Source organism: Bosea sp. OAE506 (assembly GCF_040546595.1).
Taxonomy (GTDB): domain Bacteria; phylum Pseudomonadota; class Alphaproteobacteria; order Rhizobiales; family Beijerinckiaceae; genus Allobosea.
Genome location: NZ_JBEPOB010000001.1, coordinates 280,733 through 297,181 on the forward strand (window position 1 = coordinate 280,733; position 16,449 = coordinate 297,181).

A 16,449-nucleotide genomic window follows, 5' to 3' on the forward strand; every position below is an offset into this window, starting at 1 on the left:
GTGTCCAGCACCCCCTATTACGACGGCGTCGTCATCGACCAGACCGATCGCAGCGCGCCGCTGGAGATCGAGTTCGGCCGCTCGAGCGACTGGCAGGACGAGAACCTGATCTATCTCGTCGTCGACGGTAGGCCACTGATCATGGACGATGCGACGGGCCGCCAGATCTACACGGCGATGATGAAGCTCGGCGCCTATCTCGGCTACGATCAGGCGCCCTGAAGGCCCCGGGCGAAGCCCGGCAGCGTGGTCGTCCCCTCGCCCGCCCCGATATCGAGCACCTCGTCGGCGGTCGCCGCCAGCAGCGCCCGGTCGTGGCTGATGAGGACGAGACCGAGGCTCTCGCTGGCGACGATCTCCGCCAGCAGCGCGATGGTCTCGCGCTGGACCAGCGGATCGAGCCGCGAGGTCGGCTCGTCGGCGACGATGAGCGCCGGCTTGAGCAGCAGGATGCGCGCCAGCGCCAGGCGCTGCGCCTCGCCTCCCGAGACCTCGCCGGTGCGCCGTCCGAGCAGCTTGCGGTCGAGCCGCAGCCGCTCCAGCAGCGGCGGCAGCGCGTCGTCGAGCACCAGATCCGGCACGACTTCGGCGAGATCGGCAAACTGGCGCGCGAAGCTGCGTCCCGGCAGGAAGACGCTCGCCGGATCCTGGTGAAGCTTCTGGTAGCGCTGGCGTAGGCGGCGCGCGCCGGCGCGGTCGCGATAGGGGTCGACGCCCTGCCAGTTGACCGCGCCGGCCAATGGCGGCTGCAGACCGAGCAGGATGTTGCCGAGCGTGGTCTTGCCGCAGCCGCTGCGCCCCGTGAGGCCGAGAATTCCGCCGGGCGGGATATGAACGTCGACACCGGAGAACAGAGGCTCCGCGCGGCTGAAGCCGAAGGACAGCCCATGCGCGGAGAGCACCGGCGCCTCGAGGTCGCAGCAGCGCAGGCAGGGCCGCCAGGTCGAGGGGTCGGCAGCGAGCCAGGCGCGCGTATAGGGATGGTCCGGAGCCGCGAAGACGGTCTCCGCCGGACCCTGCTCGACGATGCGTCCGTCGCGGAGCACCGCCAGCTGGCCGCCGAGCGCACGCGCAAGCGCCACGTCATGTGTGATCACGAGGAGCGCGCGCCCAGCGCCGCCGAGCGAGGCCAACAGCGATGCCGACTGGGCGACGCGCGCGGCATCGAGCCCCTTGGTCGGCTCGTCGGCGACGACCAGCGGCGCGCGGCCGACCAGCGCAGAGGCGACGAGGACACGCTGGGCCATGCCGCCGGACAGCTCGGCCGGAAAGGCGCGCGAGACGCGCGGCGGCAGGTCGACCGCGGCCAGCGCCTCCTGCGTCGTCAGCCCGTGACCGGCCTCGCCATGCCGCGCCGTGCCGTCGCGCGCACCGGCATCCCAGAGCTGCGGCGCGATCCGCATCGTCGGGTCGAGCGCGGCGCGTGGCTCCTGCGGCAGCAACAGCGTCTCGCGCGACCAGAGCAGCCGCAGGAGCCCGGCCTGGCTGGCCTCGACCGGTGCATGCCCGTTGATGGCGATGCTGCCGCTGGCGGAGAAGCCGGCCGGCAGGAGGCCCATCACGGCCTGGGCGATCAAACTTTTGCCGCTGCCGGTCTCGCCGATCAGGAGCAGCACGGAGCCGGCCTCGAGCGTCAGGTCGACATCGCAGACCAGAGCGGTGCCGTTCCGGTCCCGGATCGTCAGTCCCGAAAGGGCCAGTGCGGGCGCGGTCATCACATCTCCTCCGGCATGGCGGGCGGCTCGGCGAGGGCCTGGCCGAGCAGCGTCGCCCCGAGCACGGCGAGGAAGATCGCCAGGCATGGCGCGGCCATCTGCACCGGGGCCTCTGCGAGATAGGGCAGGAGTTCGCTGATCATCGCGCCCCATTCGGGCGTCGGCGGCTGCAGGCCCAGCCCGAGGAAGCCGAGCGAGGAGATCGACATGATCGCGGCGCCGAGCCCCAGCGTCGCCAGCGTGATGGTCTGGCGCAGCACCGGCGGCAGGACATGCCGGCGCAGAATCGTGAGGGCCGGGAAGCCGGCTAGGCGCGCCGCCTCGACATGGGGCTGTGCCAGCTCGCCGATGGCGATGGCGCGGGCCATGCGCGCGAATTGCGGCCAGAGCGCGAGCTTGATGCCGATCAGCATGGGCAGGACGCCGCCCCCGAGGAAGCCGGAGATCAGCAGCGCCAGCAGAATGCCGGGGAAGGCGAGCATCAGGTCGGCCAGGCGCATGATGACGATGTCGGCGACGCGGCCGGCATAGGCCGCCACCAGCCCGAGCGCGACGCCAACGCCGGTCGCAAAGCCGACGCAGGCGCCGGCGATGCCCAGCGAGCGCATACCGCCATGGACGAGGCGGGCGGCGATGTCGCGGCCGAGATGATCGGTGCCGAACCAGTGATGCGCGCTCGGTCCGTCCAGCGTGCGGACGAGGTCCTGCGCGGCGGGGTCGTGTGGGATGACGAGCGGGCCGATCACCACCAGCGCCGCGAGCCCGCCGAGCAGCAGCAGGGGGGCGACCAACGGACGGCGGATGCGGGTGGGCGGATGCGTCAGGGCGAGCGTCATGCGCTATGCCCCGCGAGACGGCGCGGATCGAGCCCGATGCAGGCGAGATCGGCGAGGAGATTGACCGCGGCATACATCAGGCCGACGACCATGCCCGCGCCCATGATCATCGGCACGTCGCGCGCCAGCAGCGACTTGACGAGCAGGTCGCCGAGGCCCGGATAGTTGAACAGCGTCTCGACCACGACGAAACCGTCAACGACATAGGCGAATTGCAGGGCGGCGAAGGTCGCGACGGGGATCGCCGCATTGCGCACGCCATGATGCAGAAAGGCGGAGCCGGCGCTGCGGCCGCGGATGCGCGCAAACGTCATGTAGAAGGCGCCGCGGACCTCGACCACCGCATTGCGGATGATCCGCACCGAGAAGGCGGCCAGCCCCAGCGCCAGCGTCAGTGCCGGCAGCACCATATGCGCGCCGGTGCGAAAACCCGCCGGCGGCAGCCAGCGCAGGGTCAGCGCAAAGAGCGAGATCAGGCCGATGCCGACGAGGAAGCTCGGCATCGAGGCGAGCGCCACCGCCAGCGCATTGGTGCCCCGGTCGAGCCAGCCACCCGGCCTGAAACCGCAGGCGATGCCGAGCGGCAACGCGATGGCATAGGAGAGCAGCCAGCCGAGCGCGCCGAGCCCGAGCGTATAGCGGCCATGGTCGGCGAGCTCCTGCCAGACCGGCTGTCGCGACACCAGCGAGTGACCGAGATCGCCGCGCGCGAGCTGGCCGATCCAGCTCGCATATTGCGCCAGGACAGACCGATCCAGCCCCTCCTGCGCGCGGATCCGCGCGACCGATTCCGCCGTGACCCGGTCGTCGCCGCTGCGCGCTGCAGCAATGCGCAGGGCCGCATCCCCCGGCAACGCCTGGACGAAGGCGAAGCAGAGACTGGCGAGGACGAGCGCCGTCAGCACCGCCTGCACCAGACGCGAGGCGACGATGCGCAGGACGGTGCCCGCCGCGCCGCCGGGCCAGAGCGATGTCCGGGATGCGCTCACGACGCGATCGTAACCCTGTCGAAGAAGTAGCGCTGCTCGAGCGGGTCCGTGACGAAACCGGAGACCCGCGGATGAACGGCGACGATCTGGTCGTACCAGGTCACGGGGATGATCGGCAGCTCCTGATGGATGATACCGGCGATGGCGCGCCGGGCGGTGGCGCGGCGCTTCTCGTCCGCCTCGGCAAGATAGCGTGCCACCTCCTGCCGCAAACCGTCATGGCGCCAGTTCGTCGTGCCCGTCGAGCCCGGCGCGATCACGTCGGAGGCATAGTCGAGCGCAATGGTGCCGATGGGATCGGGCACGAAGACGGTATTGCGCGAGCTGAGGCCCAGTTCGAGCGAGCCGTCCTTCTGGGCCTCGTAGATCGCCTGCGCCTCGCCGACACTGATGGCGAGATCGAAGCCGATGGCGCGCAGCTGCGCCTGCATCGCCGTGGCGATCACCGGCAGTTCCGGCCGGTTGGCGAAGGTGCGGACCGTGCCGGCGAAGCGCACGCCGCCCTTGGCGCGGATGCCGTCGGCGCCGCGCGGCCAACCGGCGGCGTCGAGCAGGGCGTTGGCGGCGACCACGTCCTGCCGGAGCGGAGCCAAGTCGGCGAAGTGCCAGTCGGCGAGCGTCGGCGGCAGGTACTGGGTCGCCGCCAGCGCCTTGTTGCGCATGATGCCCGCCGCGATGCCCTCGCGATCCAGCGCCATGCTGAGCGCACGGCGCGCCGCAGCTTCGGCGAATTGCGGCTTGGCGCAATTCAGCATCAGGATATGGGTGCGGGGAATGATCACGCGCTCGATCGTCATGCCGGCCGAGGCCGCGCGGCCGACGCCCTGCGCCGCCAGGTTGAAGACGATGTCGGCATCCTTGGCGATGGCGATGTTGGTGCGGGTGTCGCCATTGCCGACCGCGTCGTAGCGAATAGCCGCGACGCGCGCCTTCTCGCCCCAATAGGCCTCGTGCCGGACCAGGGCCAGGCTGCGGGGCAGCTCGGCCGCGCCAACCTTGAACGGACCTGTGCCGATCAGCGCCCGCACGCGGCCTTCGCCGTCGAAGGCGCCGGGGGCGAGGACGGCGGCGGAGTTGTCGACCAGATAGGACAGGAGGGGGCCGAAGGGCCTGTCGAGCTTCAGCACGAGGTCCAGCCCATCGGCTTCGACAGCGGCGATGCCGACGCGCTTCAGATAAAGCGATTGCGGCAGCAGCCGGTCGAGCGACGCCTTGGCGGTCGCGGCATCGAGCCGGGTCCCGTCATGGAACACGGCGTCGCGCAGACGGAAGCGCCAGTGCAGCCCGTCGTCGCTGATGCTCCAGGACTGCGCCAGGCCCGGCGCGATGCGCCCGTCCGGCAGCGAGGCGACAAGCGTTTCCGTGATGCCGGCGCGGGCATAGGTGAAGCCGGCCTCGCCGAGGTCCAGCGTCTTGAATTCCCAGGGCTGTGCGACGCGCAGCTCGGCCGGTCCTGCGGCGCGCACGGCGATGGGGCGGGCGGCAAGGGCTGCGGCACCGGCAAGCGCGCCGGAGAGCAGGGCGCGACGGTCGAGGGGGGCGGACATCATGCGGAGGCTCCGGGCCTTTTGGAGGTGGGCGTCGGCTTGCGGGCCGAAAGGATGAAGGTGTCATCGTAGGTCGCGAGCAGCCGCAGCCGCTCGCTCCAGGAGGCGGCGGCCAGCTGGTGGCGCCTGATCCCGGTCAAGGGTCCGGTGCGGACCGCGTCGAAGCCGGCGGCGGAAGCCATGGCGGCGAGGGCGGGCGCCCGGAGCCCGTCACGGAAGAAGACCCCGCGCATGATCCGCTGATGCGCTGCCTCGTCCCAGAGACGCGGCGCGGCCACGAGCCGGTCGACCCAGCCCGACAGGCGTTGCAGCAGCCTCGTCCGCCGCGAACAGTTGACCCAATCGCCATCGATGACGACCAGCGCGCCGCCGGGCTTCAGCACGCGCAGCCAATCGGCCAGCGCGGCCTGCGGATCGACCAGCGTCCAGACAAGGTTGCGGCAGATCACCAGATCGTAGCGCGCGTCGGGCATCATCGTGTTCTCGGCATCGCCGAGATGGAAGCGCACTGCGGAGCCCCGATGCTTCGCCCTGGCGCGATCGATCATCGGCTCGCAGAGATCGAGCGCATCGACGCTGCAGCCGAAACCGAGCAGCACGCGCGTGACCTCGCCGGTGCCGGAGGCAAGTTCGAGCACGCGGTCGCCCGGGCGCAGCGGTGCATGGCTGGCGATCAGCCGCGCCCAGGCGTCGAACTCGCCGGTGGAGCGGATCCTGTGGGCATAGGAGAGATCGAAGGTCTCGGCGCGCCGCGACCAGTAGGCGCGGATCTCGTCCTTCAGGCCGAAATTTGCCGGCGCCGGCACTGCGTCTCGCGCGGCGTCTAGGGTCTGGTCCTGCAGCATCCGTCACCGGGCTCCGGCGAGCGGGGAGCGGTCGGTGCTGTGGCGCCGTTGCGTTCCGGATGCGCGAAAAATCCGCGCGGGAGAGCGACCGTCATCAGAGCTCCTTCCGGGGCACCCCGCCCGGTCGATTGGCTTCACGATGCCGGCAGGTCTCCTGGCTCGCGGGTCGATGCTCCGTTCGGCCTTCCCGGGCGAACCCAGTGGCGTGATCGAACGTCGCTCGCCGCTGACAGTTGCGGGGGCAGCTCCGGATTTGCGCCCTGACGGGCCCGCACCGGATTCCCTTTTGATCCCTCTCGGGAGCCGACGCGGCGAACAGAGCATGCGGGCCGCGGCACTGCAAGACAGAATGTCGCAGGCGCACTGCGGCGCCGCAGTGACAGTCTTTTGGCTGGTCAGGCGTGTCATTTCAGCCCGTCCACAGGCGCGATAAGCATTGGGGAATGGGCGGGCGGCAGATCGGGCATCGGGAGGTCCGGGCAACACAGTGAGATTTTGTTACAGTATAACATAACTCGATTGTCAACGGCCTCCCGGACGGGCGCGGCAGCACGCCCCCTTTGACAGCGTATGAGGTGGTGCTACCAAGCGGGCGAGGAGAGCCCCTCTTGTCCGCCATTCGCCAGACAGCAGCACGTCGTTGGGTCGCGATCGCCGCGGCCTATCTGCTCGTGCTGCAGGCCGTGTTCGCGGGGCTCGCCTCCGGCGCCCAGGCCGGCGGCGTGACGCTCGACCGCTCGCTGGCGATGACGCTGTGTGCGCCGGGCGAGATGCCGGTCACGTCCGGAGGCGATCAGGGCACGCCCCATCACGACCGGATGAATTGCTGCGTGCTCGGCTGCGCCTTTTCGGGCGGCGGTCTGCCCGCCCCGGCCGCGAGCTTCCTGCCGGTGGTGCATCGCCCGGCCGACCTGATCGCCTTCGCGCGCCATCTCGATGCGCCGCAAGGGTTCATTGCCGGTCGGTCGCCGGCCAATCCGCGCGCGCCCCCCGCTCTCGTCTGAACCGGGACCGGGCTGCGCCGACGCATCGCGCCTTCGCGACGTCGGCGACCCCGCTCGCGACCGGTCTCACGCTCGGCAACCCGGCCACGACCTGGCCGGCGGCCGCTTTGACGAGACCGATCTCCCTGCTCGCCCGCCCCTGATCGCCTCGCGATCCCTCCGCCACGCTCTCTGAGCCGGCCCCGTCTGCAGCCGCGCGCAATCCGCCTGCGGCCGCCGCCCAACACCCGCCTCCCCCAAACTCGTCAACCCTTCGAGGATTCTGCCATGAACAAGCCCGTCCACTATCTCGCCGCCGCGATGCTGACCCTCACCAGCGTGGTCGCGCTGGCGCATGACTACACGCTCGGCTCCCTGAAGATCGACCATCCCTGGACGCGGGCAACGCCCGGCGGCGCCAAGGTCGCCGGCGGCTATCTTACGGTCCAGAACAATGGCTCCGCATCCGACAGGCTTCTGGGCGGTTCGTCCGATATCGCCGGCCGCGTGGAAATCCACGAGATGGCGGTCAAGGACGGCATCATGACGATGCGTCCGCTGGACAACGGGCTCGAGGTCAAGGCCGGCGACAAGGCCGAGCTGAAGCCAGGCGGCTACCACATCATGTTCATGGACCTGAAACGCCCCCTGAAGGAGGGCGAGCGCGTCAAGGGCACGCTGCAGTTCGAGAAGGCCGGCACGGTCGCCGTCGAGTTCGCCGTCCAGGCCGTCGGCGCCCGCGACACCGGCCACAAGCACTAAGGCGGGGCGCGACCCATGATGCACCTCCCGTTCAAATCCCTGCTGGTCGGCGCTGCGCTGCTGGCCTCTTCGCTTGCGGCGTTCGCCGCCCCCACCGAGATCACTGACGCGCTCGGCCGCAAGGTCTCGGTCGAGCTGCCGGTCAAGCGCATCGCGGTGAACTTCAATTTCGAGGAGTTCACCGCGGTCGCTGGCCTCGATGGCTGGAGCAAGGTCGTCGGCATCTCGCGCGCGCCATGGGAAGGCTGGCGCCCGCTGATCTTCAACCGCTACAAGGCGGTGATCCCGAACCTCGCGGCGATGCCGGATATCGGCTTCACCGAAGACAACAGCCTGAGCGCCGAGAAGGTGATCGGCCTGAAGCCCGACGTGCTGCTGATGTCGGAATGGGGCTACAAATCCGCCACGACGCAGATGGAGCAGATCGAGGGCGCCGGTATCCCGATCCTGGTGATCGACTACAACGCCCAGCTGCTGGAACGCCATCTCGCTTCGACGCGCGCGCTCGGCAAGGTCACCGGCGCGGCGGCCCGCGCCGAAGAGCTCGCGATACTCTACGAGCGCGAATACAACGACGTGCTGGCCCGTGTCGCCAAGGCCAAGGCCGCCGGCGCCAAGGCGAAGAAGGTCTATGTCGAGCTCGGCCAGGCCGGCGCCGAGACCATCGGCAACACCTACAACAACACGATGTGGGGCAAGATTGTCACCACGCTGGGCGCCGAGAACATCGCCGCCGGCAAGATCCCCGGCCCCTGGGGACCGCTCAACGCGGAAGCCGTGATCGCCGAGAACCCTGACTTGATCCTGATGGCGTCGTCCTCCTGGGTGGGCCGGCCCAAGGCGGTCCGCACCGGCTACGACATCCTGGAAACCGAGACCCGCGCCAGCCTGATGCCTTATGCGCAGCGCGCCGGCTGGGCCGACCTCAAGGCGATCAAGACCGGCGACATCAACGCCATCGAGCACGGGCTCGCCCGCACGCTCTACGACTTCGTGGCGATGCAATACATCGCCAAGCGGCTTTACCCCGAGCAGTTCGCGGACGTCGATCCGATGTCGTCCTTCAAAGCCTATCACGAGAAGTATCTGCCGATCGCCTTCAGCGGCACCTGGATGCTGCCTCTGAAGCCCTGAACCGGGCCCGCATCACCTTGGGGAGCCGCGACTCCGGCCGCGGCTCCCGACGATCCAAAACCGCCATCCTTCGCCTCCCGGAGACTTCCATGATCGCCCCTCTCAGGGCCCTGCTCGTCGCGGCAGCCTTGCTCGCCAGCCCCTTCGCCGCGACCGCGGCGCCGACAGAGATCGTCGACGCGCTCGACCGCAGGGTCACCGTCGACCTGCCCGCCAAGCGCCTCGTGGTGAACTTCAACTTCGAGGAGTTCACGGCGGTTGCCGGCGTCGCGGGCTGGCAGACCGTCGTCGGCATGTCGCGCACGGCCTGGGAGGGCTGGCGGCCGTCGATCTTCAAGCGTTACACGGCGGTCATCCCCAATCTCGCGGCGATGCCCGATGTCGGCCTGATCGAGGACGGCAGCTTCAGCGCCGAGAAGTTGATCGCGCTCAAGCCCGACGCCTTCCTGGTGGCGGACTGGATGTTCACCGCGCTCGGCAGCGAGCGGGAGCGGATCGAGGCGGCGGGCATCCCGATCGTCGTCATCGACTACAACGCCCAGATCCTGGAGCGCCACCTCGCCTCGACCCGTGCACTCGGCAGGATCACGGGCTCAGACGCCCGCGCGGAAGAGCTCGCAACCTTCTATGAGAGCCAGTATCGCGATGTTCTGGCCCGGGTCGCGAAGGCCAATGTCGCCCGCAAGCCGCGCACCTATGTCGAGGTCGGGCCGGACGGCGCCGACACCGTCGGCGTCAGCTACGCCACGACGATGTGGGGTAAGATCCTGACGCTGCTGGGCAGCGAGAACATCGCCGTCGGCAAGCTCGCCGGGGCTTCGGGGCGGATGAACCCGGAAGCCGTCATCGCCGCCGATCCCGATGCGATCTTCATCGCCGGTTCGTCCTGGGCCAACAAGCCCAGGGCGGTGAAGACCGGCTACGAGATGAGCGAGGAGCAGACCCGCGCATCGCTTGCGCCCTACGCCGCGCGTGCCGGCTGGGCCAATCTGACGGCGGTCCACACCGGCAACGTCAACGCGATCGAGCACGGCCTGAGCCGCTCGCTCTTCGACTTCGTGGCGATGCAGTACATCGGCAAGCGGCTCTATCCGGAGGCCTTCGCGGATGTCGATCCGGCGGCGTCCTTCAAGGCCTATCACGAGAAGTATCTGCCCGTGGCCTATGGCGGCACCTGGATGCTGCCGCTGAAACCATGACCGCAATCTCCCTCACCGCGACCTATGCCGCGATGGGCGCGCGGCGCGCCGTTGTGCTCGCCATCGGCTGCGTCGCCATCCTCGTGAGCCTCGTGCTCGACGTCGCGACCGGGCCGGCCTTCCTGCCGGTCGCGGCGGTGGCGAAGTCGGTCTTCGGGCTGGCGCAGGACCGCACGGTCGATGCCATCGTCTGGTCGATCCGCTTGCCGATTGCGTTCGTGGCGCTCGTCGTCGGGGCGGCGCTGGGCTTGTCGGGTGCGATCATGCAGACGATCCTCAACAACCCGCTGGCGTCGAGCTACACGCTCGGCGTCTCGGCCGGAGCCGGCTTCGGCGCGGCCCTCGTCATCGTGCTCGGCGTCGCCATGCCGGTGCCGGAGGCCTGGGGCATTCCGCTGATGGCGTTCCTCTTCGCCGGCATCGCCTGTGCCGGGGTCTACGGCATCGGCCAGGCGCGGGAGTCCTCGCCCGAGATGCTGGTGCTGGCGGGCATCGCGCTGCTCTTCCTGTTCCAGGCGCTGCTGGCGCTCTTGCAGTTCGTCGCCTCGCCCGAGGCGCTGCAACAGATCGTGTTCTGGCTGTTCGGCTCGCTGCAGAAGGCGAGCTGGAGCAAGCTCTGGATCATCACGGCGGTGCTTGCGGCCTGCATCCCCGTCCTCGTCGTCGATGTCTGGCGGCTCACCGCGCTGAAGCTCGGGGACGAGCGGGCGCGGGGGCTGGGTGTCGATGTCCGGCGGCTGCGGCTGCGCTCCTTCGTGCTGATTTCGGCGCTGACGGGCGTCGCGGTCGCCTTCGTCGGGACGATCGGGTTTGTGGGGCTGGTGGCGCCGCATATCGCGCGGATGCTCGTCGGCGAGGACCAGCGCAGCTTCCTGCCGGCGTCGGCGCTCTATGGGGCGCTGCTTTTGTCGATGGCCTCGATCGCCAGCAAGACCGTGCTGCCCGGCGCGATCGTGCCGATCGGCATCGTCACCTCGCTGATCGGCGTGCCCTTCTTCGTCTGGCTGATCCTGCGCAACCGGAGGGCCTTCTGGTGAAGCTGACCGTCGCAGGATTGAGCGTCCGCTATAGCGCGACGCAGGCGATCGAGGCGGTGGACGTCGCCGCCCATCCCGGCGAGGTGCTCGCCATCATCGGCCCCAACGGCTCGGGCAAGTCCTCGCTAGTCAAGGCCATCGCCGGGCTGGTGAAGCATGGAGGCGTGGTCAGGTTCGACGGCTCGCCGGTCAGGCCAGAGCGTATCGGCTACATGCCGCAGGACATCGGCGCGCGCGCCGCACTGACCGTACTCGAAGCGGTGCTGCTCGGGCGGCTCGGACGGCTGGGCCTGCGGGTCCGGCCTGAGGATCTCGCCGCTGTCGAGGCGGTGCTGGGCGAACTCGACCTGATGCCGCTCGCCTCGCGCTATCTCGGGGAGCTCAGCGGCGGCCAGCGCCAGCTCGTCTTCCTGGCGCAGGCGCTAGCCTCCGAGCCTGCACTGCTCCTGCTCGACGAGCCGATCAGCGCGCTCGACATCCGCCACCAGCTCGAGGTGATGGAGATCGTGCTGCGCATGACCAAGAGCCGCGGCCTGACCACGCTCGTCATCCTGCACGATCTCAACATCGCCGCGCGCTTTGCCGACCGGGTGCTGGTGATGCGTGCGGGCCGCGCCATCTGCTGCGGGCGGCCCGAGGCGGTGATCGATGCCGCGATGGTCGCAAGCGTGTTCGGCGTCGAGGCGACCTTGTCTGCGGACCCCGATGGACGCCTGATCGTCACGCCGCTGCGGGCGATCGCGGCAGCCTGAGACGGCCGCCGCCCCTATCGCCACTCCGGCGCCTCTCAGCGGAAGGGCGGGCTGTATTGCAGGCCGCCATTCGTCCAGAGCGCGTTGGGTCCGCGCGCCAGTTTCAGCCGGGACTGTGCGCCGAGATAGCGCTCGAAGGACTCGCCGTAGTTGCCGACGGTCGCGATGATGCGGACGACCCAATCGTTGCTCACGCCCATCGCCTCGCCGAACTTGCCGTCCAGGCCCAGGAAACGCCGGATCTCGGGATTGGCCGACTTCGTCATCTCGCGGACATTGGCCTGTGTGACGCCCAGCTCCTCGGCATTGACCAGCGCCGCGACCGTCCAGCGCACGAGGTTGAACCAGCCCTCGTCCCCGGTACGCACCCAGGGCCCGAGCGGCTCCTTGGAGATGACTTCCGGCAGAACCACATGCCCGTCGGGGTCCTGCAGCTTGAGCTTCACCGCGGCCAGTGCGGAGACGTCCGTGGTGTAGGCGTCGCAGCGCCCGGCCTCATAGGCCTTGAGCGCCTCCTCCGAGGTCGAGAAGGCGGCAGGTTCGTATTTCATGCCGAGCTTGCGGAAATAGTCGGCGAGGTTGAGTTCGCTCGTCGTGCCCTGCGCCACGCAAACCGAAGCACCGTCGAGCTTCGTTGCGCTGGTCACGCCGAGCCTGTTTGCCACCATGAAGCCCTGGCCGTCATAGTAGTTCACGGCGGTGAAGGTGACGCCCTGGCCGAGATTGCGCGACAGCGTCCAGGTCGTGGTGCGCGGGAGGACGTCGATCTCGCCGCCCTGCAGGGCGATCAGCCGGTCCTTCGAGGTCAGGGGCACGAACTTCGCCTTGTCGGGATCGTTGAAGATCGCGACCGCGAGCGCCCGGCAGATGTCGATGTCGAAGCCGTTCCAGCGCCCGGCTGCATCCTGGATCGAGAAGCCGGCGACGCCGGGGCTCGTTCCGCAGATGATGTGGCCGCGCTCCCTGATCTTGGCGAGCGTGCCGCTGGTCTGGGCGGCGGCCGGCGTCGCCAGCGCTGCGAGCGCAGCCAGTCCGATCAGCAGATGTCTCATGATGGTCCCCTTTTATGGCTTTAGTCGACGGCAGGCACAGCTCTCCTCGCGCGGCGGGCTCGAGGCTCGCCGCGTCAGTTTCATCCCGGCTCTTCTTGTCGGTCAGGCGACCCTTGTGGTGGGCCTGGGCTCGAGCGCGACCAGCAGCGCGTCGAGGTCGTTCCAGAGGTCGTCCTCGTCTTCGAGGCCGATGCTGATGCGCAGCACCGGGCCTTCCTGTGTCCAGGGCACGACGCTGCGGTCGCCCTTCACCGCCATCGGCGCGATCAGGCTACGCGTGCCACCCCAGGAGGCGCCGATTGCGAAGATTTTCAGCGCGGTCAGCGCAGCCTCGAGAGCCTCCTCGGACACCGGCTTCAGCACGAGGCTGAACACCCCCGATGAGCGCCCCATGTCGCGCCGCCAGAATTCATGGCCGGGGCAGGAGGGCAGCGCCGGATGCAGCACCGTCTCGACCGCCGGCGAATGCGCCAGGCGCTTGGCGAAATCCTCGGAGACCCGACCCATATGGGCGACGCGCAGCCCCATGGTCTCGATGCCGCGCAAGGCGAGCTGGCATTCGTCGGGCGAGACACCGACGCCATAGCCGCGCAGCAGTTCCTTGAGCTTCTGGCGCAGGCTCATATCGGAAACGGTGATCGAGCCGAGCAGCAGGTCGGAATGGCCGCCGACATATTTCGTCAGGGCCTCGCAGGCGAAATCGGCGCCATGGGCCAGCGGCTTGAAGATCAGCGGCGTCGCCCAGGTGTTGTCGCAGCCGACGAGGCAGCCCTTCGCCTTGGCGGCCCTCACGATGGCAGGCACGTCCTGCACCTCCATCGTGCCGGAGCCCGGCGACTCGACCCAGACCAGCTTCGTGGCGTCGTCGATCAGATCGGCGATGCCGGCCCCGATCAACGGATCGTAGACGCCGTAATTGATGCCGCGCGGCTTCAGGTAATCCTCGCAGAAGCTGCGCACCGGCGGATAGACATGGTCGGGGATCAGCACCTTGTCGCCCGGCATCAGCACGGCGAGCATGACCATGGTCACGGCCGCCTGGCCGGATGGCACCAGCACGGTGCGCACGCCCCCATGCAGCGCGGTGAGCTGCGCCTCCAGCGTGCGGGTCGTCGGCGTGCCATGCAGCCCATAGGTGTAGCCGTCGAAGCCGCGATATTTGCGCGCCGCGAAGCTCGCCGCATCCTTGTAGACGATGGTCGAGGCGCGATGCGTCGGCACGGCCAGCGAGGCATAGCCCTCCTCGTTGACGGCCGGGTGGTGAACGCAGCGGGTCAGGTCGTGCATGGAAATCCCTCTCTCGGACCCATGCGTACGCCATCGTCCCGCCGCTGCAATCAGGCCCGGAGCATGAGATGATGCCTGGATGTTATGGCCTCGACCGCTGAGGCAGGCGGCTCAGCGCTCAGCCATCAGGCAGTCGATGAAGTCGCGCACCAGCTGCGATTTTGGCCGGTCGGCGGGGAGCAGCAGCACGCTCTTGCTGTGTACGGCGGGCTCGAAGGGCCGCAGCACCACCTTGGACTGATCGAAGCCCGCAATTGCATAGGGGCTGACGAGGCCGATGCCGACCCCCTCCGAGACGAGGGTGAAAACGGTCGCCGCATAGATCGTCTCGACGACGATGCGCGGCGGCGCGGCCCCCGCCTCGGCGATGGCGAGGTCGAGCCGCTGGCGCGCCCTGTCCTCCGGCACATAGGCGACGAAGTCGCGGTCCGCGAGATCGTGGGGCGTGATGACAGCCCGCTCCGCGAGCGGGTGCCCCAGGGGGATCGCGCAGAAAGCCCGCGGCGAGACGAAGGGCTGGTGGATGAGCCCGCTGACATCGACCTCGTCGGCGGCCAGACCAAGATCGAACTCACCAGCGACGACGCCGTTGCGGACGTCCCGCGAGGGCAGAACCATCAGCGTCACCGCCGTGTCGGGCCGTCGGTCGCGGAAGCGCCGGACGGCCCTCGGCACCAGCGAAGCCCCCAATGCCGAGAGCGAGGCGACCCGGATCTGGCCGGCGCCATGGTCGCGGATGCGGGCGGCCGCGGAGCGGATCTTGTCCATGCCACGGAAGGCGGCCTGGACCTCGTCATAGAGCAGGCGCCCCTCTGGCGTCGGCACGATGCGGTTGCGCACCCTGTCGAAGAGCAGGAAGCCGATGGAGGCTTCGAGATCGGCAATGGTGCGGCTGACGCCGGGCTGCGTGACGCCGAGCAATTCGGCCGCCCGAGAGATCGTGCCGGCCTTCATGACGGCGACGAAGGTCTCGATCTGGCGGCTGTTCACGGATCACGGACCCCGGCGACATCCCGCGGGCGCAACGGGCCGTTGAGGGAAACCACAGCCCGTCGTCCGGTGCAATCAGCGGCGCATGGCCGGCGTTTCGACGGGGAGGCCCCTGGCGCGGGCGGCGAGATACAGTTCCAGCGCCAGATATTCCGGCCCGCCCGCCTCGAACTGCGTCGCGCGCACGCCGAGCGAGCAGGCCCGCAGGCGCCGGTGCAGCGAGCCGACATCGTTCCATTCCAGCCGGTAGGCCGGGTAGCCGGTGCCGGTGCCATGGCTGATGGTGTCGCCGCGCAGCTTCTGGCCGACGAGGCCGTCATGGCATTGCTGGCAGGAGAGGTTGAGCTGACCCTGCCTGCGCTCGAAAAAAGCCTTGCCGGCTTCATAGTAGGGCTGCGCCGGCCCGTCGGTGCGGACCTGCATCGGCAGGCCGCGCGAAAGCGAGGCGAGATAGGCGGTCAGCGACAGAAGCTCCGGCGTCTCGTAGCCGAAGGCGGGCTGTGACTGCCGCTCGACCCGGCACTGCTCGATGCGGCCTTCGAGGTTTACGAGCCGGCCCGTGGCGGCATCGACCTGCGGGTAGCGCGTGGCGGCACCGCGCAGGCTCTGCTGCGGTTCGACATGGCAGCCGATGCAGGCCTGCCCCTCGCCAGCCGGACGGCGGCTGAAAAGCTCGCGACCCTGCTCGACCCAGAAAAATCCGGGATTGCGCGTCTCGTCCGCCTGCTGCCGGCGCAATTCGGGGGAGAGGAAGTCGGTGCCGGATTTGATCTCGGCGAGGGCGGGATTGGCGGAGACGGCAACGAAGGCGAGCAGAATGAGAAACGCGATCCTTGTCCTCGAACCACAGCCCTCAGCCTGAGGAGCAAGCGGAGCTTGCGTCTCGAAGGATGGTCCAGGGCGGTCTGACACATCCTTCGAGACGCCGCTGACGCGGCTCCTCAGGATGAGGTCTGAGAATAATCGCAGGCCAAGTCCGAAGAGGCTCACGTCACGGTCAACCGGGCGGTGCGGGTGTAGGTCGCGCCGCCGTCCTCGCGCCATTCGAAGACGATGTCGCCGGTCTCGATCGCCCGCGTCGTGAAGGAGACGAAGGGGTTGGCGGCGACGCCTGTGTGCATGTCGAGCCGGAAGATCGTCTCGCCGGCATAGGTCGCAGTCAGCCGATTGAGGATCTTGCGCGGCACGGTGCCGCCCTTGCCGTCGGACTGGCCGCCGCGGTCCATCGGGTGGCGGGTCAGCACCTTGATCTCGACGATCTCGCCGGCGCGGACGCTGGCCGGCAGGCTGATGCGGGCATTGAAGTTCATGCGCGCTCTCC

General features: G+C 69.1%; 17 protein-coding genes and 1 riboswitch. Of the genes, 7 read left to right on the top strand and 10 right to left on the bottom strand.

Annotated features, from left to right (window positions below):
* Entirely contained in the window at window positions 1–222 is a 222-nt protein-coding gene (locus ABIE41_RS01415) for a hypothetical protein (protein WP_069053748.1), read from the top strand.
* Here ABIE41_RS01415 and ABIE41_RS01420 read toward each other — a convergent pair.
* The 5 genes from ABIE41_RS01420 to ABIE41_RS01440 are packed head-to-tail and all read right to left on the bottom strand — an operon-like array spanning window position 210 to window position 5,932.
* Window positions 210–1,715 carry an ABC transporter ATP-binding protein gene (locus tag ABIE41_RS01420; protein WP_192643061.1) on the bottom strand — a complete coding sequence of 502 codons (1,506 nt, stop codon included), beginning with the start codon at window positions 1,713–1,715 and terminating at the stop codon, window positions 210–212. The genes ABIE41_RS01415 and ABIE41_RS01420 overlap by 13 nt on opposite strands.
* Window positions 1,715–2,551: an ABC transporter permease gene (locus ABIE41_RS01425; RefSeq protein ID WP_192643062.1), complete on the bottom strand. Its 837-nt coding sequence runs from the start codon at window positions 2,549–2,551 to the stop codon at window positions 1,715–1,717. The genes ABIE41_RS01420 and ABIE41_RS01425 overlap by 1 nt, the downstream gene beginning before the upstream one ends.
* Complete coding sequence (locus tag ABIE41_RS01430; protein WP_192643063.1) at window positions 2,548–3,540, bottom strand: ABC transporter permease; 993 nt, start codon at window positions 3,538–3,540, stop codon at window positions 2,548–2,550. The genes ABIE41_RS01425 and ABIE41_RS01430 overlap by 4 nt, the downstream gene beginning before the upstream one ends.
* The gene (locus ABIE41_RS01435; RefSeq protein ID WP_192643064.1) at window positions 3,537–5,090 is read right to left on the bottom strand and encodes an ABC transporter substrate-binding protein; all 1,554 of its coding nucleotides are present in this window, start codon (window positions 5,088–5,090) and stop codon (window positions 3,537–3,539) included. The genes ABIE41_RS01430 and ABIE41_RS01435 overlap by 4 nt, the downstream gene beginning before the upstream one ends.
* A complete protein-coding gene (locus ABIE41_RS01440) occupies window positions 5,087–5,932 on the bottom strand; it encodes a class I SAM-dependent methyltransferase (RefSeq protein ID WP_192643065.1) in 846 nt (281 codons plus the stop codon). The genes ABIE41_RS01435 and ABIE41_RS01440 overlap by 4 nt, the downstream gene beginning before the upstream one ends.
* A 127-nt stretch (window positions 5,933–6,059) precedes the next feature.
* Window positions 6,060–6,255, bottom strand: a riboswitch (cobalamin riboswitch).
* A gap of 285 nt (window positions 6,256–6,540) precedes the next feature.
* On the opposite strand from ABIE41_RS01440, the gene ABIE41_RS01445 reads away from it, so the two are divergent.
* From ABIE41_RS01445 to ABIE41_RS01470, 6 genes are all read left to right on the top strand, one after another.
* Window positions 6,541–6,936: a DUF2946 family protein gene (locus ABIE41_RS01445; RefSeq protein ID WP_192643066.1), complete on the top strand. Its 396-nt coding sequence runs from the start codon at window positions 6,541–6,543 to the stop codon at window positions 6,934–6,936.
* A gap of 267 nt (window positions 6,937–7,203) precedes the next feature.
* Window positions 7,204–7,677, top strand: a complete 474-nt coding sequence (locus ABIE41_RS01450; RefSeq protein ID WP_192643067.1) for a copper chaperone PCu(A)C — start codon at window positions 7,204–7,206, stop codon at window positions 7,675–7,677.
* 15 nt (window positions 7,678–7,692) lie between these two features.
* Entirely contained in the window at window positions 7,693–8,811 is a 1,119-nt protein-coding gene (locus ABIE41_RS01455; protein WP_354191590.1) for an ABC transporter substrate-binding protein, read from the top strand.
* Window positions 8,812–8,900: 89 nt separating this feature from the next.
* A complete protein-coding gene (locus ABIE41_RS01460; RefSeq protein WP_192643068.1) occupies window positions 8,901–10,010 on the top strand; it encodes an ABC transporter substrate-binding protein in 1,110 nt (369 codons plus the stop codon).
* Window positions 10,007–11,047: a FecCD family ABC transporter permease gene (locus ABIE41_RS01465; RefSeq protein ID WP_192643069.1), complete on the top strand. Its 1,041-nt coding sequence runs from the start codon at window positions 10,007–10,009 to the stop codon at window positions 11,045–11,047. Before ABIE41_RS01460 ends, ABIE41_RS01465 begins: the two co-directional genes overlap by 4 nt.
* Window positions 11,044–11,799 carry an ABC transporter ATP-binding protein gene (locus ABIE41_RS01470; RefSeq protein ID WP_192643070.1) on the top strand — a complete coding sequence of 252 codons (756 nt, stop codon included), beginning with the start codon at window positions 11,044–11,046 and terminating at the stop codon, window positions 11,797–11,799. Before ABIE41_RS01465 ends, ABIE41_RS01470 begins: the two co-directional genes overlap by 4 nt.
* Before the next feature lie 35 nt (window positions 11,800–11,834).
* On the opposite strand, the gene ABIE41_RS01475 is transcribed toward ABIE41_RS01470, so the two are convergent.
* The 5 genes from ABIE41_RS01475 to ABIE41_RS01495 all read right to left on the bottom strand — a co-directional run bounded on the left by ABIE41_RS01475 (window position 11,835) and on the right by ABIE41_RS01495 (window position 16,438).
* The gene (locus ABIE41_RS01475; RefSeq protein ID WP_192643071.1) at window positions 11,835–12,851 is read right to left on the bottom strand and encodes an amino acid ABC transporter substrate-binding protein; all 1,017 of its coding nucleotides are present in this window, start codon (window positions 12,849–12,851) and stop codon (window positions 11,835–11,837) included.
* A gap of 102 nt (window positions 12,852–12,953) precedes the next feature.
* The gene (metC, locus tag ABIE41_RS01480) at window positions 12,954–14,138 is read right to left on the bottom strand and encodes a cystathionine beta-lyase (RefSeq protein WP_192643072.1); all 1,185 of its coding nucleotides are present in this window, start codon (window positions 14,136–14,138) and stop codon (window positions 12,954–12,956) included.
* A 111-nt stretch (window positions 14,139–14,249) separates the two neighbouring features.
* A complete protein-coding gene (locus ABIE41_RS01485; RefSeq protein ID WP_192643073.1) occupies window positions 14,250–15,128 on the bottom strand; it encodes a LysR substrate-binding domain-containing protein in 879 nt (292 codons plus the stop codon).
* A 75-nt stretch (window positions 15,129–15,203) separates the two neighbouring features.
* Window positions 15,204–16,040 carry a sulfur oxidation c-type cytochrome SoxA gene (gene soxA, locus ABIE41_RS01490; RefSeq protein WP_210320952.1) on the bottom strand — a complete coding sequence of 279 codons (837 nt, stop codon included), beginning with the start codon at window positions 16,038–16,040 and terminating at the stop codon, window positions 15,204–15,206.
* A 74-nt stretch (window positions 16,041–16,114) separates the two neighbouring features.
* Window positions 16,115–16,438 carry a thiosulfate oxidation carrier complex protein SoxZ gene (locus tag ABIE41_RS01495; RefSeq protein WP_192643075.1) on the bottom strand — a complete coding sequence of 108 codons (324 nt, stop codon included), beginning with the start codon at window positions 16,436–16,438 and terminating at the stop codon, window positions 16,115–16,117.
* Window positions 16,439–16,449: the final 11 nt, after the last annotated feature.